Origin of the sequence: Pseudoduganella sp. UC29_106 (genome assembly GCF_044055365.1) — a bacterium.
Taxonomy (GTDB): Bacteria; Pseudomonadota; Gammaproteobacteria; order Burkholderiales; family Burkholderiaceae_D; genus Rugamonas.
In genome coordinates, this window is the sequence record NZ_CP171977.1 from 4964504 (window position 1) to 4987469 (window position 22966).

Here is a 22966-nt window from a genome sequence, read left to right on the forward strand (position 1 = left end):
GTAGCCAGCATAAGTTAACTTCATCTGATATTCAACAAGAATATAGATATTTTGTGGAATTGTTGCTTAACCAGGTTCTCGTCGCTATGATTGAACTATGTCTGATATTTCCACAAATACTGGAGCCGATTCCAGCTCGCTGACACTCTCCACTTACCGGCGCCTGCAGGCGGATGTCGTCACTGGCCGCCTTGCGCCAGGCGCAAAGCTGAAGATCCAGGATCTCGCTGAGCAAATGGCCGTGAGCCCAGGGGTGGTCCGTGAAGCACTTTCCCGGCTGGCTTCAGAAAGCATCGTCATCGCCAGCCCGCAGCGAGGCTTCCGGGTGGCCCCGATCTCAGCAGAAGACGTGCGTGACCTAACTCAAGCGCGCATTGAGATTGAGCGCGCATGCTTGCGGCGTTCACTGGAAAACGGAGACGTGGCGTGGGAAGCGACGATCCTTGCCGCACTCCACCGTTTAAGCCGCACTCCCCATGAGGCAGCTGAACTGAGCGAGCCGTGGGCCGATTCCCACGCGCAGTTTCATAGTTCCTTGGTCGACGCTTGCGACAGTAAGTGGCTTTTGCGAGTCCGTGAACAGCTGTACGTGCAGGCCGAGCGGTATCGCCGGATCAACACGCGCTTGTCCGCTGACATTCGTGACTTGCGCGCAGAACATGAAGAAATCGCCAAGGCGGCTATCTCGCGTGACGTTGAACGCACTTGTGAGCTGATGGAACATCATTTGAAGCTTACCGAAACGCTGACTCTTCAGACGCTAGCGGCCGAATAGCCGAGGTTTCCCTCGGCGTTAGGATGCGCCATTCCATTGCGGGACAAAGCGCACTCAGCAACGTTGCGCGATGTAGGCGCATCTGCGTTACATTGCGCGACAATGCCTGCGATGAGAGCGAGGTTCGCTTCAATGCACAATCCTGAGACCCCGTTGGCCGGGCAAAATCCCCCCACCCCTGGCCGGGTCAAAATCCCCCACCTCCTGACCGAGTAGCGCTGCTGTAGGCTGGCGGTCCCCGGAGAGCAATCCCGCTGGCAGGACGTAACCTTACCCCTTCGACCATCGAAGGGGAGCATGGAGGGTGAACGTCTTGAAACCAAACAAACGCACCACAGTCGCCACGCTGCTGGCAACCGGCACCAGCCAGCGCGAGATAGCGCGGCTGACCGGGGTGGACCGAAAAACCATCCGCCGCCTGGCGCTGGGCACGACCGGGCCGGAACCAAATTCCCCCACCCTGGCCGCCGGATCAGCGACAGCAAATTCCTCCACCCCGGCCACCGGCGCCCCGCTTGAAATTCCCCCACCCCGGCCACCGGCTCCAGATACCGGCCCGCAGTCCCTGTGCGAACCACACCGTGCCTTCATCGAGGCCCAGCTGCGCCTTCGCCGCAACTACACGGCGATCTATCAGGACCTGGTCGACCAATTCGGCTTCACGGGCCGCTACAACAGCGTCAAGCGCTTCGCCGGCCGTCTGGTGCAGCGCGATCCGGAGCAGTTCGACCGCCTTGAGTTCGCGCCCGGCGAGGAAGCCCAGGTCGACTACGGCGAGGGCGCGCTGACGCGCATCGCCGGCAGCGACCGATACCGGCGGCCACGCCTGTTCGTCATGACCCTGCGTTACTCGCGGCGCTGCTTCCGGCGTGTGGTCTGGAAATCATCGAAGGAAACGTGGGCCCAACTGCACGAGCAGGCCTTCCGGTACTTCGGCGGCACCACGGCCTACGTCGTGCTCGACAACCTCAAGGAAGGCGTCATCAAGCCCGACCTGTACGAACCGGAGCTGAACCCCGTCTACAGGGACGTGCTGGCCCACTACGGCGTCGTCGCCGACCCGGCCAGGGTGCGTGACCCAAACCGCAAGGGTACGGTCGAAAACGCGATCCAGCACACCCAGAGCACCGCGCTCAAGGGACGCCGCTTCGAGACCATCGAGGAGCAGAACGCCTTCCTCGAACAATGGGAAATCAAGTGGGCGGCGCCGCGCATCCACGGCAGCGCAAAGCGCCAGGTCGAGGCCATGTTTCAGGAGGAACGCGCCCACCTCGGCGCGTTGCCGCAGCAGGGCTTCGGCTATTACACCGAGTGCGAGCGCACCGTCGCCGACGACACCTGCATCCGCATCGACCATAGCAGCTACGCGGCGCGCCCGGCGAAGATCGGCAGCCGGGTGCTAGTGCGCCTGTTCGAGCGCCACGTCGAGATCCGCGACCGCTTCACGCTGGCCCTATTGCGCACGCATCCGCGCGCCCAGCGCCCCGGCAGCGTGCTGCTGCCCGACGATGAGCGGCCCTTCAACCCCTCACGCGAAACGCGCCGCATCCTGGCCCAGGCCGGCGACATCGGCGACGCCGCGCTGGCCCTGTGCCAGCAATGGTTCGAGCATGAAGGGCGAGTGGGCCAGCGCAAGCTGCGCGGCGTGGTGGGTCTGGCCAAGCGCTTTCCGCGCCGTCTGATCGACCAGGCTTGCGCCCAGGCTTTGCAGGAGAACGTGCGCAACTACAAGTCGATCAAGGTCCTGACCGAACGCTTGCTGGCGCAGGCGCTGGCCAAGATCGACGCGCCGCTCCAGGCCGAACTGGACCTGCAGCAGCACCATCCACTGATCCGCGAAGGCGAGGACTACGCCGACCTGTTCACGCGCGCGGCGAACGCCAGCGCCGCCATTACACCGACCACGGAGGCACCATGAGCATGAGCATGAACGAAATCGAGCGCGCCCTGCGCGAGCTGCGTCTGTCGGGCATCCGCGCCACTCTCGACACCCGCATCTTGCAGGCCCAAGCCAACCAGGAGCCCTTCCTCGACACCTTCTCGCTGATCCTGCAGGATGAACTGGACCGGCGCCGTTCGCGCCTGATGGAACGGCGCTTCCAGCAAAGCGGACTGGATGAACGGATGTCGCTGGCCGACTTCGACTGGCGTTTCAACCCCAAGCTGCCACGGGCCGCCTGCTTCGAGCTGCACACCCTCAAGTTCGTCGCCGAGGGGCAGAACGCCCTGATCATCGGCAGGCCAGGGACCGGCAAGAGCCACATCGCCAAGGCGGTGGCCTACCAGGCCACGCTGCAGGGGCACAACGTGCGCTACCTGGAGGCCGACGGCGCGTTCGCGGCCTATGCGCTGGGTGGCGATGCCGAACAACGGCAGCAGCTACGTACCTTGATCGACGCCGATCTTCTGGTCCTCGACGATCTGTTCCTGGCGCGCCGTATCGGCGACAAGGCCGGTGAGCTGCTGCAGACGCTAGTGCACCAGCGTTACAAACTCAAGCGCAGCATCGTGGTGACCTCCAACCGGGTCGTGCAGGACTGGGGCAAGTACCTTGGCGACAACACGATGGCGACCACCATCTTGGATCGGCTCATGCACAGGGCGCAGATCCTGGAGTTCGAGGGAAAAAGCTACCGACTGAAGGAGGCAGCGTCGCGGCTTACGCGCTTGACGTCTGCCGACGTCAAGCAGGACTGACAAGGCCGGCGGCAGGAACATGAACTACAATCCGGACTGTCCTGCCTGGGGGAATTTGACCTGGCCAAAGGTGGAGGAATTTAACCTGGCCAACGGGGGCCGTAAAAATGCCTGATGGTTTCATGCAATGCCATCCCGTCAATTCCGATACCGCGAATCTGTGGGGGTAAATGTGGGGGGTAAATTTCCCGGAAACGAAAAAGGCCAATCTGACGATTGGCCTAAGTCTTTGATTCTAATGGTCGGGGCGAGAAGATTCGAACTTCCGACCCCCTGCACCCCATGCAAGTTTTCAGCCGTTTCAGGCCATTCCACCCGGTTCCAATTTTCTACATTTATCTTTTAAAAAACAATAAGTTAGGGCAAATAGTTGTTCCGACTCGTTTCATCTGGTTTACTGCGAATTCTGTGAATTGGGGGGGAAATGGGGGGGGAAATCGAGGGTAAAATAGACCACCATTCCCATCCCTCAGCTGTCAAATGCCAAAGCTGACCCAACGAACTCTGGAGTCCTTGTGCGCGGATCAGGAAGGACAAATTCTGCGCGATGGAGGCAAACTAATAGGGACGGTCCGGGCCAGGGCCGACGGCACGATTTCCGTCTCGTTTTTCTATCGGTACCGCTTCGCAGGTAAGTACAGGGATTTCGCCTGTGGCACTTGGCCAGCCGCATCCCTGGCAGCAATTCGCGCAAAAAGAGACCAGGCGCGACTCGCCGTCATTGCTGGAAAAGACCCAGCTGCGGAAAGGAAAATCACCCGTCAAGAGCAACTGCAGGAGACTGCTGCAAGGCTGTCTGCTTTGGAAGAACAGCGCACAGCAAACCTGACCTTCGAGGACATATACAAGGCGTGGATTAAAGACGGCGTGCGCAGAAAAGACGACAACGCGGAACTGAAGCGCACTTTCGCCACCGATGTGCTGCCCAAACTTGGCACCACTCCCGTAAAGGAAGTAACGGAACACCTGCTGCGCGACGTACTTCGGGCCATAGTGAACCGGGGAGCCAATCGCTCCGCGGTGATCCGCCGCAATGACCTGACCCAAATGTTCGCATGGGCGCGCAAGCGCCAGCCTTGGCGCAAACTGCTGGTTGAGGGCGATCCAATGGAACTAATCGAAATCGAAAAGATCGTGGCGCCAGAATATGATCTGGACACCTATCGGAAACGAGTGCTATCAGCAACAGAGATAGCGGAGCTGCGCCAAACCTTCATTCGCCGTCAGGAAGAGTATGATTCGGCGCCGGACAAGCGCAAGGTGACGGAGCCACTGAATCGCACCACTCAGTTGGCAATCTGGATCATGTTGTCAACGCTGACGCGGGTGGCAGAAACGTCAATGGCACGATGGGAGCATGTCGACCTGAGTGCCAGCGAGTGGTTCATCCCAAAAGCCAACGTGAAAGACGCCGTCGGAGACCTGACCGTCTACCTCTCGCCCTTCGCGCTGGAACAATTCAAACATCTGAAGAAAATTACTGGCGACACTGATTGGTGCTTCCCGTCCCGGGACCGAACCTCACATTTGTATGAGAAGGCCATCACGAAGCAGATAACGGATCGACAGTGGATGTTTAAGTTTGATGAAGCAGGCAATCAGCGCAAACCGAAACAAAAGCGCGTTGCCGACAACAGTTTGGTACTCGCCGGCGGGGTGAATGGAAAATGGACGTCCCACGACTTGAGGAGGACCGGTGCGACCATGATGCAGAGCCTTGGCGTGCCACTAGATACAATCGACCGATGCCAAAACCACGTCCTTGGCGGCAGCAAGGTCCGACGCAGCTACCTGCACCATGACTATGCTGCGGAAACGCGTGAAGCCTGGCGCAAATTGGGTGAGCATTTAACTAATATGCTCACCGAGAAGATCAACTAGCGAATCGGCTTAGAAGGCGGCTACGATATGCTTTCCGTTGTTACCAATTCCCTTACAAGGCCTTGATTTTTAAGGATAAATAGCGGAATTTTGAACATAACCTCCCATCAATAGTTTCTGGATTTTGGCGTTATTTTGCTAGAATTTGCCTACGCAGTGCCTACGCAAAAAGCTCGCAGGAACGGTGGCAATGGCAAAGGTCAACTTCACGGCAGACAGGGCCGCGGCCTTCAGTGCGATCCGGGCAAACGACAATCTCTTCTGTGGGACGCAAAGACGCCGGGGCTTGGCATCAGAGCCAGCGACGGCGGTGTCAAATCATACATCTTCGAGACGCGCCTGAACGGAAAGACACTGCGTACTACTATTGGCGACGTCCGCACCTGTACGGTCCCCAAAGCACAGGCAGAAGCGACTCGACTGAAGGCACAGGCCGACTTTGGTTTGGATCCGCGCCAAAAGCGCGCGGAGCAGCTAGCGAGGAATGAAGCGGCATGGGCGCAAGCAAAGCGGCAAGATCTCACTCTTGCTGACGTCTGGCCGATCTATCTTAAAGATAGAAAGCCCCGCTGGGGAGAGCGCCATTATCAGGACCATGTGAATCTGGCTGCGCCTGGCGGTCGGCCCAAAAAACGTGGCAAGGGAAAAACCGTGGCCGGCCCCCTGGCCCCGCTGATGTCGCGAAGGCTAGCGCCGGCAAGTGCCTTCATGTCTCAATTGAAACCATTGCCTTGGAAACGGATACGGCGCCACCGTAAAGCAAATACGAGCCTGCCGCGATTACCAAAAGCCACCACAGCAATGCAGTCGGGCTCGCTTGACCATGCAGCGCAATTGCGACGATCAACGGCCCCGCTGCTTTTGCCAACAGCGCCGGTCCGGCCATCGCTCCCGCTATGGCACCGTAATGTTCTCGTCCGAAAAGCACCTGCGGCAGCGTCCCCCTCAGGATGGTCAGCACGCCGTTGCTGAGGCCATACAGCATGCAAAACACTGACACAGCCCAGGCATGAGTGCCGAACAGGACCAGCGCCAGGAGCGCCGCGGGCAGGCCTGCAAAGGTCAATTTGCCGACCGTCTGCGGGGACAGGCGTTGCGCTCCACTCCGCTCCAGTATGCGCCCGACAACTTGCATCGGCCCGATCAACGATGCCAGCAGCACGGCGAGACTGGTGGCATGGCCGAGATCTTCAATCAGCGGGATCAGGTGGACCGACATGGCCGAAAAGATCGAACGCGTTCGCTGCGAACGCCGCTGCCAATGCCCAGAAGGCGGGATGCCGGATGGCTTCTGCCAAGGTGTGTCCTCGTGCTTCCGCCCTCCCGCTCGTTCTGGTCGGAAGCGGTGCTTCTGCGCCTAGCAGCCAATGCAAGGGCAGACACACGACGAACTGTAATGCTGCAAAACAGAGGCAGGTATGACGCCACCCCAATGCGCCATTCAGCTGCGCCGTCAGGGGCCAGAAGATCGTACTCGCAAAGCCGGCAAATAGTGTCAACGTGGAGATCGCCTGGCGGGCGCCATCAACGACTTTGCGGTTGATGGTTGAAAGGCCGCTTCATACAGGCACAGCGCCATCCCGACGCCCAGCACTGTCCAGGCACCAAAATAGCCAACTGCCCCCTCGCAACAGCCAAGCCAAAGCAAGCCGCCGCCGCAAATGGCGGACCCTGCCGTCATCACGAGCTGGCCGCCGCGCCGGTCCACCGCCATGCCGACAGGTGTAGCGGCCAGACCGGCGATCAGGATGCTCCAGGAAAAGGCGCCATACAGGACCTCCGAACTTAGCGCCAGGTCACGGCCGATCGCGGGAGCGAGAACGCTGAACGCGTAGTACACGGAACCCCAGGAAGCAATTTGCGTTACGGCCAGGATGCCGATCGTGCGCCAAGGATGCTGCATCGGGCTCTCCTCAGTTCACGCCGCGGAACGACAGCAAGTGGGCAGGAACATCGAGGACAGCTGCGCTAGGAATGAGGCCCGTGCCGGATAGTGGCTGCCGACGTACAGCCCGACGCCAGCCGGATCATTGCCTGCAGGCGCGTAGCGGAAGGTGCCGAAAACCTGATCCCACAACACCAGTGCGCGCCCGAAGTTGCTGTCGCCCTCGCCCGCACAGCGCGAATGGTGCCAGCGGTGCACCTCATTCGTACTGAACACGTAATTGAACCAGCCGCTCTGCAACGGCAAGTTGGCATGCTGCAGCATCAGCACTGGATAGGTCACCGCAAAGTACCCGAGAATGACCTCTTGCGGCGTGCCGATAAGCAGCAGCGGCACAATGCCAAACACATAGTTGATGGCGTAGTTAAGTGGATGAATCCGGAAGTTGTTCAGCGCATACAAGCGCTCGCTCCCGTGATGCAGCGCGTGCAGCCACCACAATGCGGGGTGCTCATGATGCAGACGGTGCGCCCAATAACTGGCGAACTCGGCCAACAGCGCAGCTATCGCAATCTGCAAGGCGAAGGGCCAGTGCGACGGAAAGATGGTCACCATGCCGGAAAATGCGGTTCCCGCCAACAACCCGGTGACCACGACCGGCCGAGCCACTTCAGCATCGGATCGACCAGCGTGAACAGGACGGCGGTACTCAGCAGGTCAGTCGCTGTATCGCCCTGGCCCTTCGCCCAATCCTTGCGATATGGCACGCGCCGCTCGGCGGCCATAGCGACAAGCAAAATAGCGGCAGCGGGTACGATCACGGCCAACTGCAGATCCCGCCCTGTCGCATAGGCATACCAGAAAGATGCGACGCTGCCCAACATTGCCAGCGGCAGGAAACCACGCGCAAAGACACTGTGCATGACGACCCCTTTCCGTATCAGGCGCCGCACGCGGCGCGGGCAGCTTGTTTAGGTCGGCACGCTGTGGATGTGCCGCAGCTGGCGGCGCCCCTAGCCTTCTCCGCCACGTCGAGCGCGCAGCAGCTGTCGCTACCAGCCGGTGCGGGACCACCGCAACAGCCATCGGTGCCCACGGACGGCTGTTCATAGGCGAAGCGGGTATTGCACACGCCCGTCTCCGGCAGCTCCAGCTGCACATCGTCGGCCGCCGCCAGGTCGCCGGCCAATGCCGCCACGACCGACCGCACCTGTTCATAGCCGGTCGCCATCAGGAAGTTGGGCGCCCGCCCGTAACTCTTCGCGCCCACGGCGTAATAGCCCGCCTCCGGATGCGCCAGTTCGCGGTGGCCATGCGGCCGGACCGTGCCGCAACTGTGTTCATTGGGATCGATCAGGGGCGCCAGGGCATCGGTGCTCTCCAGCCACGGATCGTGGCGCACGCGCAGCTCGCGTGTCAGCGCCAGGTTCGGTCGCGCCCCAAGTCGCGGCAATGATCCGGTCAATGCCTTCGATCACGCTCGGCTGGCCGTCCGGCGACACACCGGTGACGTCTAATCCGTCGAGCCCTGGCTGCACGGCCTGGATGCGGAAGTTGGTGTGCAGCGCCAAGCGACCCGACTCCTTCAGAGCTTTCAGGCGCAGGCCGAGCTGTCCGCGCGCCGGCAAGCCGTCCGCCTCGCCGCCGCCGAAAACCTTTGCAAGCTGGTCGCCGCGAATGGCCCAGACAATGCACGTACCAGGTGCCTCGTCGGCCAACTGCGCCAGCGCCAGCAAGGTGCCTGCAGCGGAATGCCCGGCACCCGCCACCAGCACGCGCTGTCCGGCATAGTCCGCTCGCGCGCGACCAAGAACATCCGGCATGCCGTAAGCAATGCGGGCCGCCGCTGCTGCCTCGCCGATGGCCGGCAACCCATTGGCGCCGAGCGGATTGGGCTGAGACCAAGTCCCGGTGGCGTCGATGACTGCGCTGGCCAGATAGTCCCGCTCGCCCTCGGCGCTGCTGGTGCGGATCAGGAAGGGCGCGCCCTCCCTGCCCCGGGTCTTAACCTTGTCCACTCCCGCACGGGTAACTTGCAAACACGCGGTGGCCGAGTCTGAGGTGCGGCGCCAGCGCCGGCAGTTGCGCCAGCGGTCGCAAATAGTCCGCCACGATCTCGCCCGCCGTGGGCAGCCCGTCCGCCACCGGTGCCTGCCAACCGTGCGCTTCCAGCAGACGGCGCGCTGCCTTGTCGATGTTGTACTGCCAGGGCGAGAACAGGCGCACCTGCGCATAGCTCGCCAGATTGGCGCCGACCCGCGCTGCTTGCTCGAATACGAGAGGAGTAAAGCCACGGGCAATCAGGTGCGCTGCTGCCGCCAGACCGATCGGACCAGCGCCTAGGACTGCGACGGGAAGTGCAGAATGCGAAGGTGACATGATCCAGTTCCTTATACGGTGAGAGAGGCGGCCATGGCGCTGGCCGAAGCCGGGCAGACGCCCTGGAATTCGCGTGACGCCTGCAGCGCGGCAGGGGTTGCGTTGCGTTCAATCGGGACGAAGCCGCGCTGGGCGAAGAATGGCGCGGCGGTGGTCGTCAGCAGGTAGAGTGTGTCCACCCCTCGGGCACGGGCCTTGGCCTTGATCGCGCCGAGCAACTGGTCGCCGAGCCCCTGTCCGCGCAATGCACCCGCCACCGCCACGGAGCGCAGCAGCGCGGCGCCCTCGTACTGCTCGAAGCCAGCCACGCAACGCACTTGGCCGTCGCCCTCGCCGATCATAAAACTACCCAGATGGTCGCGGGCGCCGTCCAGCGGCAAGTTGGCCGCCACCAGCAAAGCCTCAATGGCGGGCCAGTCCGCGGCAGTGGCATCGCGCAGGGTCGTGGTGCTGTTCATCTCATCCTCCTTATACGCTATTCGTCGAATTACGAATTAATGATTAAAAAAATGCCGCTAAAGGGCATTGATCAACTGCTTGAGCTGCCCGATCCGCTCAGGGTTGATGCAGTAGCACACGCGTTGTGCATCGGATGAACCGAGGATCAGGCCGGCATCCTTCAGGATGGTGACGTGCTGCGAAATCGTGGATGGCGACAAGGGCAAGATGTCCGCCAGATTGCCAAAGTAGCAGGCGCCATAGGCCGCCAGATAGCACAGCAGCTGGACACGGGCCGGATGGGCCAGCGCCTTGCACAGCTGGGCTACTTGTTCTGCATCGACCGCCGGCAGCGTTCCCGTGGACGTGACATCGCAACAGCTCGTCATGACTTCCTCATTCGTTAATCTACGAACGAAGAATAGTTCCCATGTCATCAAACTGTCAAGATAATTCGATATTATTTGAATTGTCGCATCGATGGCCGTAACTGCGCTATTATTTCGACCATCGTGAAATCATCAAAATGAGTGAGCCTATGGAAACCAAGGAAATTCTGGCCGCCCTCGCAGCCCTGGCGCAGGAATCCCGCCTGAACACCTTCCGCCTGCTGGTGCAGACCGGACCACAAGGGCTGGCCGCCAGCAAGATCGCGGAGCATCTGGATATTGCGCCGTCGTCCCTGTCGTTCCACCTGAAAGAGCTGTCCCATGCAGGGCTGGTCACGGCACGCCAGGATGGCCGTTTCGTCATCTACAGCGCCAACTTCGACACCATGAACGGCTTGCTCACTTTCTTGACCGACAACTGCTGCGGCGGCGCCAGCTGCGCGCCCTCCTCCATTCCGGCCTGCGCGCCGGGCCAGGGTCCGTGCTAAGCGCAGCCATTTCCTTTTCAATCGATTCTTGACAGGCACTCACATGAACGTACTGATCCTCTGCACCGGCAACTCCTGCCGCTCCATTCTGGGCGAAGCCACCTTCAACCACTTGGCGCCGGAAGGCTGGCAAGCCGTCAGCGCCGGCAGCAAACCGGCAGGCTACGTGCACCCGCGTTCGCTGGCCCTGCTGGCACGCGAAGGCATCTCGACCGAGGGCTATCACAGCAAGTCGTGGGACAACCTGCCGGTAACCCCGGACATCATCATCACCGTCTGCGGCAGCGCCGCCGGCGAGGAATGCCCTGCCTACCTGGGCCCTGTGATGCGCGCCCACTGGGGCGTGGAAGATCCCGCCCACGCCACCGGCACCGACGAGGAAATCGACGCCGCCTTCATGCAGGCTTACCGCATCCTGCGTGCGCGCATTGAGGCGTTCTTCGCCCTGCCCCTGGAACAACTGAAACATCAGCCGGCCCGCATGAAGGCGGAACTCGATCGTATCGGCACCCTGCAGGCGTGAACTATTCGGAGGCTACAATGACCCAACGAACCTATAACGTGCTGTTCCTGTGCACCGGCAATTCGGCCCGCAGCATCATGGCCGAAGCGCTGCTCAATAGTGCCGACAGCGGCCGTTTCCGTGCCTTCAGTGCGGGCAGCCATCCGACCGGCGCCGTCAATCCGTTCGCCATCGAACAGGTCAAAGCAATCGGCTATGCACCGGGCGATCTGCGCAGCAAGTCCTGGGACGAGTTTTCTGCCCGATGCACCGGTCATGGATTTCGTCATCACCGTCTGCGACAAGGCCGCCGGCGAAGTCTGCCGCATTGGCCAGGCCAGCCCGTCACTGCCCATTGGGGCTTCCGCGATCCTGCCGCAGCCACTGGCACGGACGACGAGATCCGCCATGCCTTTGCGACCATCTGCCGCGAGATCAAGACGCGCCTGGATCTCTTCCGCAGTCTGCCAATCGAAAAGCTCGACAAGCTTGCCTTAAAGCGCGAACTGGCGAAGATCGGCGGAGGACAGACATGACGCTCGCACGACGCCTGGTGGCCGAAGGCCTCGGCACCGCATTGCTGCTGGCGGTAGTCGTCGGTTCGGGCATCATGGCCGAACGCCTAGCCGGCGGCAACGTCGCCATTGCGCTGCTGGCCAACACGATCGCCACCGGCGCCGGCCTGGTGGCGCTGATCCTGATGTTCGGCACCATCTCCGGCGCCCATTTCAATCCGGTGGTGACCCTCTCCGAAGCCTGGCAAAGGAATGTCGCCGCGGCCGATGTGCTGCCCTATGTGGCGGTGCAGGTGGCCGGCGCCTTCGCCGGCGTGGCTGCGGCGCACGCCATGTTCGGCGAGCCGCTGTTTTTCGCGTCCGAGCATGTGCGCACCGGCGGTTCTCAATGGTGGAGCGAATGCGTGGCAACCTTCGGTCTGATCGGTGTGATCATCGGCTGTTCGCGCAGCCGTCCCGGTATCACCCCATTTGCCGTTGCTGCCTACATTACGGCTGCCTACTGGTTCACCGCCTCGACCTCGTTCGCCAATCCGGCCGTGACGCTGGCCCGTGCCGCGAGCAACACCTTTGCCGGCATCCGTCCGGTCGATGCGCCCGGCTTCATCCTCGCTCAACTGGCTGGCGCCACTGCGGCAACTTTGCTGTTCACCTGGCTGTATCCCGCACCGCCCGCCAGCGCCACGGTTGGCGGTACGGTCGCACCTGGCGATTTCGCCAATCAACTCGAAACCCGCTAACGTATGTCCCTGCCTGACCTGCCCAATATCAAAGCTGACTTGCTGGATATTCCCAGCGTGGAGAAACTCGCGCCTGTCGGCGACCTGTCGCACCCGCCCCGCATCCTGATGTTGTATGGCTCCCTGCGCGAACGCTCCTTCAGCCGCTTCCTGACCGAAGAGGCGGCGCGCATTCTGTCCCACCTTGGGGCGGAAGTAAGAATCTTCGACCCGATGGAACTGCCAATGGCGGGCAGCGTCGCCGAGGACCATCCCAAGGTGGTCGAACTGCGCGAACTGTGCCTATGGTCGGAGGGCCAGGTCTGGTGCAGCCCGGAGCGCCATGGCGCTGTCACGGCCGTAATGAAAAACCAGATCGACTGGATCCCGCTTGAACAGGGCGCCGTGAGACCGAGCCAGGGCCGCACCCTGGCCGTCATGCAAGTGTGCGGCGGCTCGCAGTCGTTTAATGTGGTCAATACCCTGCGGCTGCTAGGGCGCTGGATGCGTATGTTTACCATTCCCAACCAGTCGTCGGTCCCGATGGCATATAAGGAATTTGACGAGGCCGGACGCATGCGCCCCTCCGCCTATTACGATCGCGTGGTCGATGTGATGGAAGAGCTGTTCAAGATCACCCTGCTCATGCGCGGACGCACCGACTACCTGACGGACCGGTACAGCGAACGCAATGAGCGTGCCGTCAAAGCGATCGATCGACAGATCCAGAAGTTGTAGCGCCTAACTGCACGCTGAATCAGGCTGGATCCGCTGCTGGCGATGGTGGTGGTGTCCCGCGGCGTATCTGCTGCGGCGCCGTTGGCAGCTATCGCGAGGTGCCTCCACTTAGCATCGGCGCATGCCTGATCTCGGCCAGGGCATGCCGCACGACCGTATACCCTGCCGTTACGCCCAGCAAGCCCATGACGGCAGCAACCGCGAGGTCAGGCCAACCGGAACCGGTCCCGAACACGCCTACTGCAGCGAGCATCACGGCGACATTACCGATGGCATCGTTCCGAGTGCACAGCCACACCGAACGCATATTTGCGTCGCCTTGGCGGTAGGCATATAGCAGCAATGCCACGCCGCCATTGGCCAGCAGCGCAAGCATACCTATCGCGCCCATCGTGACCGGTTCGGGGATAGTCCCGTGCAGTGCTGCCACCCCACCCTGCCAACGATTGCAATGCCATAGGTGCCCATCGTCAGGCCCTTGATCAGCGCGGTGCGCGAGCGCCAGACAGATGCCATTCCAAGCGCGGCCAGGGACAGCCCGTAATTGCCGGCATCGCCAAGAAAATCGATGGCGTCGGCCAGTAGTGAAACCGATTCGGCCCGCAAGCCGGCCGCCAGCTCCACAGCGAACATGATGGCATTGACGAACAGCGCAATCCACAAAAATGCGGCGATAGCGCCGGTCCGGTGGCGGGGTTTGGCCGGCGCAACTGCCAGAGCAGCAAGAAGACATGAGACATTCCTGAAAGTGCGATACTCTGTATTACAAACCCTGTAGTAGCTACAGAGTCAGAACGACCCGCGAGCAAAACGATGAAAATTGGCGAATTGGCAAAGACCACGGACTGCCCTATTGAAACCATCCGGTTTTACGAGCGATCCGGCTTGTTGGCTGCGCCCAGCCGTAGCGAAGGAAACTATCGTATCTATGGCCCGGACCATATCGAACGCCTGGCCTTCATTCGGCACTGCCGCTTGCTGGATATGTCGCTTGACGAAGTGCGGCACCTGCTTCACTTCAAGGACACTCCTGCAGCAGCCTGCGGCGAAGTCAATGACCTCCTGGACCAGCATTTGAATGACGTGCGCTTGCGCATCGCCGCTATGCAGGCTTTGGAGCGGCAGTTGGTTTCTCTACGCGCACGTTGCGGACAACGCAACTGGCCGCACAGTGCGGGATCCTGAAAGAGCTTGCTCTGCCCAATCAAGCGCCAGCAGATTAGTCTGGAGAAGACGTCTAGGTTGGGCTGCGTGCGTCACGTTTGCCATGCTCAATCCCCCATGGCTGTATGGCTGCGTCGACTTTCGCGCAGGCTGTCTGCCGTGATCCTTTTCTCACTATCGCGCGCTCCTCAATCTTCTGCCGCTCTTTGAGTCGTATCGGTCGGCTGCGGCACCACGTCCGGTGCCTTGCTGGCAGGCGAAGTATGCGCGGTTGCCGCAGCCGCCGCGGCAACTTGTTGCATGTGCTCGAGTTTTACTTTGCGTCTGTGTTCGATGACCTGCCAATCGGGACCAGCAAAGGCCGGCAAGATGGCGCGAATTATGAGTAGGCGCGATGTGAGCAAACCAACTGTCGCGCTGCGTCTGCCGTCAGGCTCACATGCAGCCGATCGTTCAGCACGTCCAGCGACGAAACGAGAAAGCCTTCCCAGAACGGGAGGCTGAGACTATGATTTACCATGAAAGCAGTGGATTGAGAATTGGGTTTGGTCACACAAACACAATAACTCTTCCTTACTGCTCTCTTGCGTTTAACGCATGATCATCTCGGAAATCCATGAAGAACCTTTTATTTAACCCATGGTAGAACCTGGTATCTGCCACGTCGTAGTAGGGCAGAGGCCGCCGTGCGGCTTCTGCCTTGGTTACGCCTCAGGTTGCCCGGAAATCCGTGTAGAACCTAAAAATAGGCTGGCCACAGCCCGCCAAAAACACACACTCTGCTGTCACTTACTTGATGTCAAAGGCGGCACTGACCTTGGTCTTCTTGTCCGCCAGCGTCACGACCGTCAGCACTTTGCTGCCCTTCGCCACGCCTGCCGCCTTGCCCGTCAGCTTATTATCACCGGCTGGTGCAAGCGCGAATTCCTTCTTCGCGGCGCCGTTCACGACCGTGAAATTGCCGCTCATGCCGGCGCTGGGCAGATCGTCGCCATTGTCCTGCACGTAGAGATCAACGGCGTCGCCACGCACGACCAGCTCCAGCCAGGTTTCGCCGACTGCCTGCACAATGCCGCCATGGTTAGGCTGCGGCGAACCGTGGGCGCGGGACAGGTTGCCGGTCAGTGCCGCGGTGATTGTGGCGCCACTCAGCAGCAGCGCAGTGAGGATTCGTTTCATGTTTCAGTCTCCAAATTTACTCAGGTGCATGAGGCAGCACGAAGGATAGCGACGCCAGATGCTCGGTGCGGTTGTATTTCGCCGGCTGTTCGGGTTCGGTTTCGTAGATGGCCACGATCACGTTCAGGCCCTGATTGCGGATTTTGATCGTCACGTATCCGTCCTTATCGCTCAGCACCGGCGCGCTATCCGGATCATTGATAAAGTCATGCTGCACCTTGGCGCCGGCGATAGGCTTGCCCTTGTACAGCACGCGCAGCTTGATCGGCTCGCCGAGCAGCACGGGTAGCTTCGCTTCCACCGGCACAATCTGCAGCACCTGGTCCGGCAGTGGTGCCAGTGGCGCGGCCAGCGGCGCACGCAGGTGCACGGCGTACTTCCACGTATGTTCGCTCACCACGGCGGTCGGCACTTCATCCTTGCCCTTCTTGTGCCATTTGCCGTCCGGCGTTTTGCTCCAGGTGCCGTTATCCAGCACAGCAGCGACAACGGCCGGCTGGTTCTCCAGGTTCACCAGCACCAGGCGACCATCCGGTTCCAGCTTGGTCGGCACCGCCTTGCCGCTGGCATCGTAACCGGCCATGCTGGTCACTTGCGGCAGGCGTTTCAGCGAATCCAGGTCGTCGGCGCCAACGCCGTACAGAAAGGCCAGCTGGGTGGCGCGCTGCGCGAACCAGATGCCGTGGGCCTGAACGCTGCCTGCCGTCAGGCCGGCTGCTACCAGGGCGGCAATCGCTAACTTTCTCATCGTCGATCCTTTCAGAACTTGTAATTCAGGTTGAGGGTGATGGTGCGTTCCTGGCCTGGAGCGACCCAGACCTGCTGGTAGGAGCTGGCGTAGTAACGCTTGTTGAACAGGTTGTCCACGTTCAGCGCAAGACGCAGGTTCTTGGTCGGCGACCACGAAGAAATGAACTTGAACGTCGTGTAGGCCGGCAGCTTGAAGTTACTGGTGAAAGCCACGTCGCCCAAGCGCTCGCCGACATAAGTCACACCGCCGCCCAAGGTTGCGGCTTGTCCGTTGACGGTAAAGGCCTTGGTCAGCACGATGCTGCCGCTCTGGCGCGGTACGTTCGGGAAGCGGCTGCCGGTAACGATGGTCACGTCGCCCTTGGTGACTTTGGCGTCGGTGTAGGCGTAGGCCAGCGCCAGGCGCAGGTCCTTATACGATTTCGCCGGACACGTCCAGTTCCACGCCCTTGCTGGCCACTTCACCCGCCGGAATCGAGTAGTCCGTGTTGACCGGGTTCGTGGTCAGCACGTTCTCCTTAGTGATGCGGTAAAAGGCCAGCGTACTGGTCAGCTTGCCGTCCGGCGTTTCCAGCTTCACGCCCGCTTCATAGGATTTGCTCTTCTCAGCCGGGAAGCCCTTATTGTCGATGCTGATGCCACTGTTGGGGCGGAAGCCCTTGGATGCGGTGGCATACAGAGACAGCGTGGGAATTGGCAGGTACACCAGGCCGCCGCGCGGGCTGGTTGCGCTCAGCGACTGGTCATTCACGGCCTTCGTGCGGAAGTTTTCCACGGTCTGGTCGTACTTGTCATAGCGCACGCCAAGCAGCATTTTCCATTGGTCGGTCAGGTCGATCTGGTCCTGCGCGTAGAAGGCGTGCGACTTCTGGTTCTCCTTGGTGTCGATTGAGAGGAGCAGCGGATCAGCCTTGCCGCCATAGACCGGATTGTAAATATCGATCGCGTAAGCATTGGTCGCGCTGGGGTTACGGCGGGTCTGGATGCGGCGGTCATCAAAGCGATAGAAGTCGGCGCCGACCAGCACATTGTGCTTGATTGGGCCCGTGTCGAATTTGCCTACCAGCTCAATACGACCGGACTTGTCGGTCGCTTCGAAGTCGCGATAACGGCGCTGTCGGCGCAGCGTGCGGCCGTCGGCCAACAGATTGTTCGCCTCGGTGGAGAAGCCAATCAGCGAACTGTCGCGGTAGGACACGCCAGTCTGCAGCTTCCACTGCTCGTTAAACTCGTGCTCGAGGAATATCTGGTGGCCGAGCGACTTGACTTCAATCGGCCCGTCAGCCGGTTCACCGAGGAAGCGCGAATTGGGAATCAGTCCCAGCACGCCGTTCACGGCCACCACGCCACGGTCAAATGGCACTTTCTGCACGCTGCGCTCCAGTTCGTACGATACTTTCGTGCTGTCTCCGATCAGCCAGATGAACGAGGGCGAGATGAAGCTGCGCTTGGTCTCAACGGTGTCGCGGAAGCTGTCGCCCTTTTCGTAGGCTGCGTTCAGGCGGTAAGCCACGTCATCGGTGATGCCGCCCGTGAGATCAACGGCGGTGCGGTAGGTATGGAAGCTGCCCACCGACAGGTCGACCGCATAGGCCGGGTCGAAGCGCGGCTTCTTGGTGGTGATATTAACAGTGCCGCCTGGCTCACCGCGGCCGTACAGTGCGGAAGACGGGCCTTTCAGCACCTCTACGCTGGCAGTGCTGGCCGAGTCGCGCAAGCCGTTGTAGCCACGGCTGGAACTAAAGCCGTTCACCAGATAATCGGAACCGAAGTTCGGATCGCCGGTAAAGCCGCGCATCGAGTAGCTGTCCCACAGGCCGCCCAGATTGCTCTGGCGCGTGATGCCGCTGGAAAGGTCCAGCGCGCTGGCCAGGCTGGTCACGCCCACATCCTTCAGCAGGTCGGCCGTCAGCACGCGCACGCTTTGCGGCAGGTCTTTCAGCAGCGTATCCGTTTTGGTGGCGCCGGTGGCGGACAGCGCGCGGTAATTCTGACGCGCACCCTTCACATAAACCTTGGTTCGCTCAGCGTCGGCCTGGGCGCCTTCTGCAGCCGGCGCTGGGGCCGGCGCCGGAGCTACGGCCTCCGCAGCAGCGGGGACTTCGGCTGCAGCGGCTACGACAACAGTCGCTGAAGCTTCCTGCTCTTTCTCGGCATCGGCCTTGGGCTCGGCAGAAATAGCTGCCAGCGGATAGGTCGCGGCCAGGAACAGGGCCAGGGTGCGGTGGCGGGTGGGATGCATGACAAGACTCCTCTTTTATATAGTTGGCTACGTATTTGCTGCTTCTTCTGTAAGCATTACATCACGCGGTTCTTGCCATTTATCCTGTAATCAACCTATCACGAAACAGATTTATATGCTTTTCCACTCCTTCCACAGCACGTCTTGCTGACCTGTGCAAGCTTGCACAGTGAAAGTGCCCCCGGCGCCAATTTGCACACTTCCGGTGCGAATTTTGCCACTCAAATATCGATCAAAACGCTCTTGAAGCGCAAATTTGCCTCGTAAGCCTGCTTGCCGAGGTCCTTTCCGATGCCCGAACGCTTGTAACCACCGGTCGGAATCACGTAGTCGTCGCTGCGACCGTAGCGATCTACCCACACTGTGCCGGCTTCGATGCTGCGGGCGCAGCGCAGGGCGCGGCTGATGTCCGCCGTATGGATGCCTGCGGCGAGGCCATAGGAAGGATGGTCGCCCAGCGACAGCGCTTCTTCGTCGTCATCGAAGACCTGCACGGTCAGCACGGGACCGAAGATTTCGTCGCGCACCACTTCCATTGAAGAGTTCACGCCGGTCAGGATGGTGGGCTGGTAATACGCGCCCTCGCCTGCCGGCTGGCCGATCCTGCCACCGGCAGCGAGCTGCGCGCCTTCCGCCAGACCACGCTGCACCATGCTATCGATGCGCTGCGCGTCTTTCGGCGTAATGATGGAGAGAGCGTGGTGTCAGCGCTCCATGTCGGGCCAGGGCGCAGTTGCGCGAAAGCGGACGAGATGCCTTCTATCAGTTGTTCGGCCACCGCGCGCTGCACGATCAGGCGCGAACCGGCCACGCAGACCTGGCCGGCGTTGCCCTGCGATGGCGCCGACCACCATGCGCGCCACCTTGTCCAGGTTCGGCGCATCAGCGAACACGATCTGCGGGCTCTTGCCGCCCAGTTCCAGCGTGACGGGCTTGGTGCCGGTCTGCGCGCAGGCCTGCATGATGGCGCTGCCCGTGCGGGTAGAGCCGGTGAAGGTGACCTTGGAGATCAGCGGATGGCGCACCAATGCATCGCCCGTGGTGTGGCCCAGGCCCTGCACAATATTGAAGATCCCCGGCGGCATGCCCGCCTCCACGGCCAGCTCGGCCAGGCGCAGCACCGAGAACGGTGTGAGCTCGGAAGGCTTCAGTACCACGGCATTGCCTGCTGCCAGCGCGGGCGCCACCTTCCAGGAGGCCATCACCAGCGGGAAATTCCAGGGTGCGATGGCGCCGATCACGCCATAAGGCTCGGCGATCGTCATGCCCAGCGATTCGCGGCGCGTGGCGGCCACGTCGCCGCCGATCTTGTCTGCAAATTCGGCAAAGAAGCGGATGCCTTCGGCGGTGAACGGCACGTCCCAGGCAATCGCATTGGCGATGGGACGGGTCGAACCCAGCGCTTCCAGCTTCGCAAGGTTCTGCACATCGGCTTCTATTAGATCAGCCCAGCGCCGCATCACGCGTGCGCGCTCGCGCGGCGCTCGCGTCGCCCAGTTGGTCTTTTTGTAAGCTTGACACGCATCCTGCACCGCCTGGTCGACCAGGTCCGCCTCAGCCACCGGCAAGGCCGCGTACGCAAGGTTGTCGGAAGGACGGCGCACGTCCAGGGTATTGGAACCGCCACTTACATAGTGGCCACCAATGAAATGGGCACTGTTAATGGAGAGCTGGTTGGGGTCAAAAGCTAGGCATCGCGTTATCCTTGGAATAAAAAGTGCATTCAAAGATGCTAAGGCCGAACGGCCAGCATTAAATGCGGTCGGAATGCCATGCGAAGGCGCAAGCTTGTGAAGTTGGGCTGGTTTTCGCACATCCTGCTACTGGGGAAAGCCCCTATGGACGCTCCGCACCGGGCCGCAGCAAAGTGTGCTGCCGAAGGATGGAAAAACCGTTCATTCTGTTTCGCGGATCGGGCAATATGGAATAAAGCGCATCGGCGAACATGATGTAATGGCTATGCACTTAACCGACACAGGAATATGCATGAAGCTTGAATCGTACTGGCTCGACACAGCGCCGCCCTTCCTGGCGGCTGCCCAGGGAGCCGTGCCGTCACGTGCAGACGTGGTGGTGGTCGGTGGCGGATTCACCGGCCTTTCGGCGGCCCTTGCGCTGGCTCAGCGCGGCGCAACGGTAGTGCTGCTGGAAGCAGGACGCGTCGCCGGCGAGGCGTCCGGACGCAACGGCGGGCAATGCAATACCGGGCTGGCGCACGATTATGCGGACCTCTCGTCGCGCCTTGGCGAGGATCGGGCCCGCGCTTATTACGATGCCTATAATGATGCGGTGCGCACCGTGGACGCCATCGTGGCGCGCGAAGGCATCGATTGCGATTTCCATCGCTGCGGCAAGCTGAAACTGGCCGCCAAGCCCGAACACTACGACAAGCTGGCGCGCGCCTGCGAATACCTGCGCAAGGTCGAACCGGATGTGAAGCTGGTGCCGCGCGAAGCCCTGGCCTCCGAAATCGGCTCCGATCAGTACTACGGCGGCCTGCTGCAACCGCAGGGCGCCCAGATGCATATGGGGAAGTTCGGCGTGGGCCTGGCCGAAGCGGCGTCGCGCGCCGGCGCCCTGCTCTTTCAGGATGCAGCCGTGAACGATATTCAGCGCGTAAATGGCGGATTCCGCGTGAAGTCCGCCCGCGGCGACATCACGGCCGGCCAGATCTTCCTCGCCACCGGCAATTCCAGCCTCGGCCCCTTCGGCCACTTCCGCCGCCGCCTCGTTTCCGTCGGCAGCTTCATCATCGCCACCGAGCCGCTGCCGCGCGAAGTGCTGGAGCGCATCACGCCGACGCGCCGCAACTATGTGACGACCAAGAATATCGGCAACTACTTTCGCATCACGCCGGACGACCGCCTGCTGTTCGGCGGCCGCGCGCGTTTCGCGTTGTCCGATCCGAAGTCGGATGCCAAGAGCGGCAAGATACTGCAACAAACCATGGCCCATGTGTTCCCCGAATTGGCGAACACGCGCATCGATTACTGCTGGGGAGGTCTGGTGGACATGACCGCCGACCGCCTGCCGCGCGCAGGCCAGCACGAGGGCATGTTCTATTCGCTGGGCTACAGCGGGCACGGCGTGCAGATGTCCGTCCACATGGGCCAGAAGATGGCGGACGTGATGGCCGGACGCGCCGAGAGCAATCCCTGGCGCGACCTGGACTGGCCGGCCATTCCCGGCTATCACGGCAAGGCCTGGTTCCTGCCGTTCGTGGGCGCGTATTACCGCCTGCAGGATATTCTGCACTGAGGGCCGACCATGAACAAGACCATGGCAAATCTCCTGCTGAACCGCGTGGCGCTGGCCTTGCTCACGCTGTTCATTGTCTCTATCGTGGTGTTCGCGATCACCAACCTGCTGCCGGGCGACGCGGCCGAGGAATCGCTGGGCCAGGCCGCCACGCCGGAAACGGTGGCCGCCCTGCGTGCGCAATTCGGCCTCGACCAGCCGGCGCCGGTGCGCTATGCACGCTGGCTGGCGCATATCGTGCGCGGCGATGCGGGCACCTCGCTGGTCAGTGGACAGCCAATTACCGAGATGATCGGCAAGCGCCTGCCAAATTCGCTGGTGCTGGCTGGCGCCACGGCGCTGGTTTCCGTGCCGCTGGCGCTCTCTTTAGGCATCCTGTCCGCCATGTTCCGCGGCTCGATTTTTGACCGCGGCATGAACATGCTGGCGGTGTCGCTGGTGTCCGTGCCGGAATTCCTGATCGCCACGCTGGCCGTGCTGTTGTTCGCGGTGAAGCTGCGCTGGCTCTCGGCGCTGTCGCACACGGCGGACATACAGACACTGGGCCAGTTCCTGCGCGCCTACGCCATGCCGGTCTTCACTTTGTGCTGCGTCATCGTGGCGCAGATGGCCCGCATGACGCGCGCCGCCGTGATCGATCAGCTGCGCTCTCCCTATGTGGAAATGGCGCGGCTGAAGGGCGCGAAACCGGTGCGTATCGTGCTTACTCACGCGCTGCCGAACGCCGTCGGCCCGATCGCCAATGCGGTGGCGCTCAGCCTGTCCTACCTGCTGGGCGGGGTGCTGATCGTGGAAAGCATCTTCAACTATCCCGGTATCGCCTCCCTGATGATCGACGCCGTGACCACCCGCGATATTCCGGTCGTACAGGCCTGTTCGCTGATCTTCTGCGGCGCCTACCTGCTGCTGGTCATGCTCGCCGACATCGCCGCCATTGCATCCAACCCAAGGTTACGCAACCCATGAA

At 61.4% G+C, this 22966-nt stretch carries 24 protein-coding genes and 5 pseudogenes; 13 read left to right on the forward strand and 16 right to left on the reverse strand.

Translation table 11 applies throughout. From position 1 onward, the window contains the following. The first annotated feature begins 97 nt into the window (after positions 1 to 97). From ACHMW6_RS24875 to ACHMW6_RS24895, 5 genes and pseudogenes are all read left to right on the forward strand, one after another. The gene (locus tag ACHMW6_RS24875) at positions 98 to 775 is read left to right on the forward strand and encodes a GntR family transcriptional regulator (RefSeq protein ID WP_395400823.1); all 678 of its coding nucleotides are present in this window, start codon (positions 98 to 100) and stop codon (positions 773 to 775) included. A gap of 304 nt (positions 776 to 1079) precedes the next feature. Further along, positions 1080 to 2693 carry an IS21 family transposase gene (gene istA, locus ACHMW6_RS24880; protein ID WP_395400544.1) on the forward strand — a complete coding sequence of 538 codons (1614 nt, stop codon included), beginning with the start codon at positions 1080 to 1082 and terminating at the stop codon, positions 2691 to 2693. A gap of 2 nt (positions 2694 to 2695) precedes the next feature. Next, positions 2696 to 3472 (forward strand): IS21-like element helper ATPase IstB, encoded by a 777-nt coding sequence (istB, locus tag ACHMW6_RS24885; protein ID WP_395408548.1) that lies wholly within the window; start codon positions 2696 to 2698, stop codon positions 3470 to 3472. Between the two features lie 480 nt (positions 3473 to 3952). Continuing rightward, positions 3953 to 5353: a tyrosine-type recombinase/integrase gene (locus tag ACHMW6_RS24890; RefSeq protein ID WP_395400825.1), complete on the forward strand. Its 1401-nt coding sequence runs from the start codon at positions 3953 to 3955 to the stop codon at positions 5351 to 5353. Between the two features lie 156 nt (positions 5354 to 5509). Beyond that, positions 5510 to 5815, forward strand: a pseudogene (locus ACHMW6_RS24895) (integrase arm-type DNA-binding domain-containing protein); the annotation flags it as partial. A gap of 244 nt (positions 5816 to 6059) precedes the next feature. Here ACHMW6_RS24895 and ACHMW6_RS24900 read toward each other — a convergent pair. The 9 genes from ACHMW6_RS24900 to ACHMW6_RS24940 all read right to left on the reverse strand — a co-directional run bounded on the left by ACHMW6_RS24900 (position 6060) and on the right by ACHMW6_RS24940 (position 10444). After that, positions 6060 to 6572: a hypothetical protein gene (locus ACHMW6_RS24900; RefSeq protein ID WP_395408797.1), complete on the reverse strand. Its 513-nt coding sequence runs from the start codon at positions 6570 to 6572 to the stop codon at positions 6060 to 6062. A 276-nt stretch (positions 6573 to 6848) separates the two neighbouring features. Continuing rightward, the gene (locus ACHMW6_RS24905; RefSeq protein WP_395400827.1) at positions 6849 to 7256 is read right to left on the reverse strand and encodes a hypothetical protein; all 408 of its coding nucleotides are present in this window, start codon (positions 7254 to 7256) and stop codon (positions 6849 to 6851) included. A 15-nt stretch (positions 7257 to 7271) separates the two neighbouring features. Beyond that, positions 7272 to 7853: a sterol desaturase family protein gene (locus ACHMW6_RS24910; RefSeq protein WP_395400829.1), complete on the reverse strand. Its 582-nt coding sequence runs from the start codon at positions 7851 to 7853 to the stop codon at positions 7272 to 7274. Further along, a complete protein-coding gene (locus ACHMW6_RS24915; protein WP_395400831.1) occupies positions 7847 to 8161 on the reverse strand; it encodes a hypothetical protein in 315 nt (104 codons plus the stop codon). The genes ACHMW6_RS24910 and ACHMW6_RS24915 overlap by 7 nt, the downstream gene beginning before the upstream one ends. Positions 8162 to 8178: 17 nt before the next feature. Then, a complete protein-coding gene (locus tag ACHMW6_RS24920; protein ID WP_395400833.1) occupies positions 8179 to 8640 on the reverse strand; it encodes a hypothetical protein in 462 nt (153 codons plus the stop codon). Further along, complete coding sequence (locus ACHMW6_RS24925; protein WP_395400835.1) at positions 8579 to 9256, reverse strand: hypothetical protein; 678 nt, start codon at positions 9254 to 9256, stop codon at positions 8579 to 8581. The genes ACHMW6_RS24920 and ACHMW6_RS24925 overlap by 62 nt, the downstream gene beginning before the upstream one ends. Next, entirely contained in the window at positions 9243 to 9617 is a 375-nt protein-coding gene (locus ACHMW6_RS24930; protein ID WP_395400837.1) for an FAD-dependent oxidoreductase, read from the reverse strand. The genes ACHMW6_RS24925 and ACHMW6_RS24930 overlap by 14 nt, the downstream gene beginning before the upstream one ends. 11 nt (positions 9618 to 9628) lie before the next feature. Then, a complete protein-coding gene (arsN2, locus tag ACHMW6_RS24935) occupies positions 9629 to 10075 on the reverse strand; it encodes an arsenic resistance N-acetyltransferase ArsN2 (RefSeq protein WP_395400839.1) in 447 nt (148 codons plus the stop codon). A 57-nt stretch (positions 10076 to 10132) separates the two neighbouring features. Then, on the reverse strand, positions 10133 to 10444 hold the full coding sequence (locus ACHMW6_RS24940; RefSeq protein ID WP_395400841.1) for an ArsR/SmtB family transcription factor: 312 nt from the start codon (positions 10442 to 10444) through the stop codon (positions 10133 to 10135). Between the two features lie 149 nt (positions 10445 to 10593). Here ACHMW6_RS24940 and ACHMW6_RS24945 point away from each other — a divergent pair, with 149 nt between their 5' ends. The 5 genes and pseudogenes from ACHMW6_RS24945 to arsH all read left to right on the forward strand — a co-directional run bounded on the left by ACHMW6_RS24945 (position 10594) and on the right by arsH (position 13406). Beyond that, a complete protein-coding gene (locus ACHMW6_RS24945) occupies positions 10594 to 10932 on the forward strand; it encodes an ArsR/SmtB family transcription factor (RefSeq protein ID WP_395400843.1) in 339 nt (112 codons plus the stop codon). 43 nt (positions 10933 to 10975) lie between these two features. Further along, the gene (locus tag ACHMW6_RS24950) at positions 10976 to 11455 is read left to right on the forward strand and encodes an arsenate reductase ArsC (protein ID WP_395400845.1); all 480 of its coding nucleotides are present in this window, start codon (positions 10976 to 10978) and stop codon (positions 11453 to 11455) included. A gap of 17 nt (positions 11456 to 11472) precedes the next feature. Beyond that, a pseudogene (locus ACHMW6_RS24955) lies at positions 11473 to 11970 on the forward strand (arsenate reductase ArsC). After that, positions 11967 to 12689, forward strand: coding sequence for an aquaporin (locus ACHMW6_RS24960; RefSeq protein WP_395400847.1), 723 nt, complete (start codon positions 11967 to 11969; stop codon positions 12687 to 12689). Before ACHMW6_RS24955 ends, ACHMW6_RS24960 begins: the two are co-directional and overlap by 4 nt. A gap of 3 nt (positions 12690 to 12692) precedes the next feature. Next, positions 12693 to 13406, forward strand: coding sequence for an arsenical resistance protein ArsH (gene arsH / locus ACHMW6_RS24965; protein WP_395400849.1), 714 nt, complete (start codon positions 12693 to 12695; stop codon positions 13404 to 13406). Positions 13407 to 13494: 88 nt separating this feature from the next. Here arsH and ACHMW6_RS24970 read toward each other — a convergent pair whose 3' ends face one another. Together ACHMW6_RS24970 and ACHMW6_RS24975 are read right to left on the reverse strand one after the other, a co-directional pair. Continuing rightward, positions 13495 to 13782, reverse strand: coding sequence for a hypothetical protein (locus ACHMW6_RS24970; protein WP_395400851.1), 288 nt, complete (start codon positions 13780 to 13782; stop codon positions 13495 to 13497). 2 nt (positions 13783 to 13784) lie between these two features. Then, positions 13785 to 14069, reverse strand: coding sequence for a cation transporter (locus ACHMW6_RS24975; RefSeq protein WP_395400853.1), 285 nt, complete (start codon positions 14067 to 14069; stop codon positions 13785 to 13787). Between the two features lie 150 nt (positions 14070 to 14219). Between ACHMW6_RS24975 and cadR the strand changes: the two are divergent. Further along, positions 14220 to 14629: pseudogene (gene cadR / locus ACHMW6_RS24980) on the forward strand (Cd(II)/Pb(II)-responsive transcriptional regulator). Between the two features lie 730 nt (positions 14630 to 15359). Here the strand turns inward: cadR and ACHMW6_RS24985 are convergent. The 5 genes and pseudogenes from ACHMW6_RS24985 to ACHMW6_RS25005 form a co-directional block, all read right to left on the reverse strand. Further along, positions 15360 to 15749: a hypothetical protein gene (locus tag ACHMW6_RS24985; protein ID WP_395400855.1), complete on the reverse strand. Its 390-nt coding sequence runs from the start codon at positions 15747 to 15749 to the stop codon at positions 15360 to 15362. 16 nt (positions 15750 to 15765) lie between these two features. Beyond that, positions 15766 to 16497, reverse strand: a complete 732-nt coding sequence (locus ACHMW6_RS24990) for a DUF4198 domain-containing protein (protein ID WP_395400857.1) — start codon at positions 16495 to 16497, stop codon at positions 15766 to 15768. An 11-nt stretch (positions 16498 to 16508) separates the two neighbouring features. After that, positions 16509 to 18741: pseudogene (locus tag ACHMW6_RS24995) on the reverse strand (TonB-dependent siderophore receptor). Between the two features lie 221 nt (positions 18742 to 18962). After that, positions 18963 to 19552 (reverse strand): annotated as a pseudogene (locus tag ACHMW6_RS25000) (aldehyde dehydrogenase family protein). Further along, complete coding sequence (locus ACHMW6_RS25005; protein ID WP_395400859.1) at positions 19446 to 20555, reverse strand: aldehyde dehydrogenase family protein; 1110 nt, start codon at positions 20553 to 20555, stop codon at positions 19446 to 19448. The pseudogene ACHMW6_RS25000 and the gene ACHMW6_RS25005 overlap by 107 nt, the downstream one beginning before the upstream one ends. Positions 20556 to 20727: 172 nt before the next feature. On the opposite strand from ACHMW6_RS25005, the gene ACHMW6_RS25010 reads away from it, so the two are divergent. Beyond that, a complete protein-coding gene (locus ACHMW6_RS25010; RefSeq protein WP_395400861.1) occupies positions 20728 to 21999 on the forward strand; it encodes an NAD(P)/FAD-dependent oxidoreductase in 1272 nt (423 codons plus the stop codon). A 21-nt stretch (positions 22000 to 22020) separates the two neighbouring features. Beyond that, positions 22021 to 22965 (forward strand): ABC transporter permease, encoded by a 945-nt coding sequence (locus tag ACHMW6_RS25015; protein WP_395400863.1) that lies wholly within the window; start codon positions 22021 to 22023, stop codon positions 22963 to 22965. Position 22966: the final 1 nt, after the last annotated feature.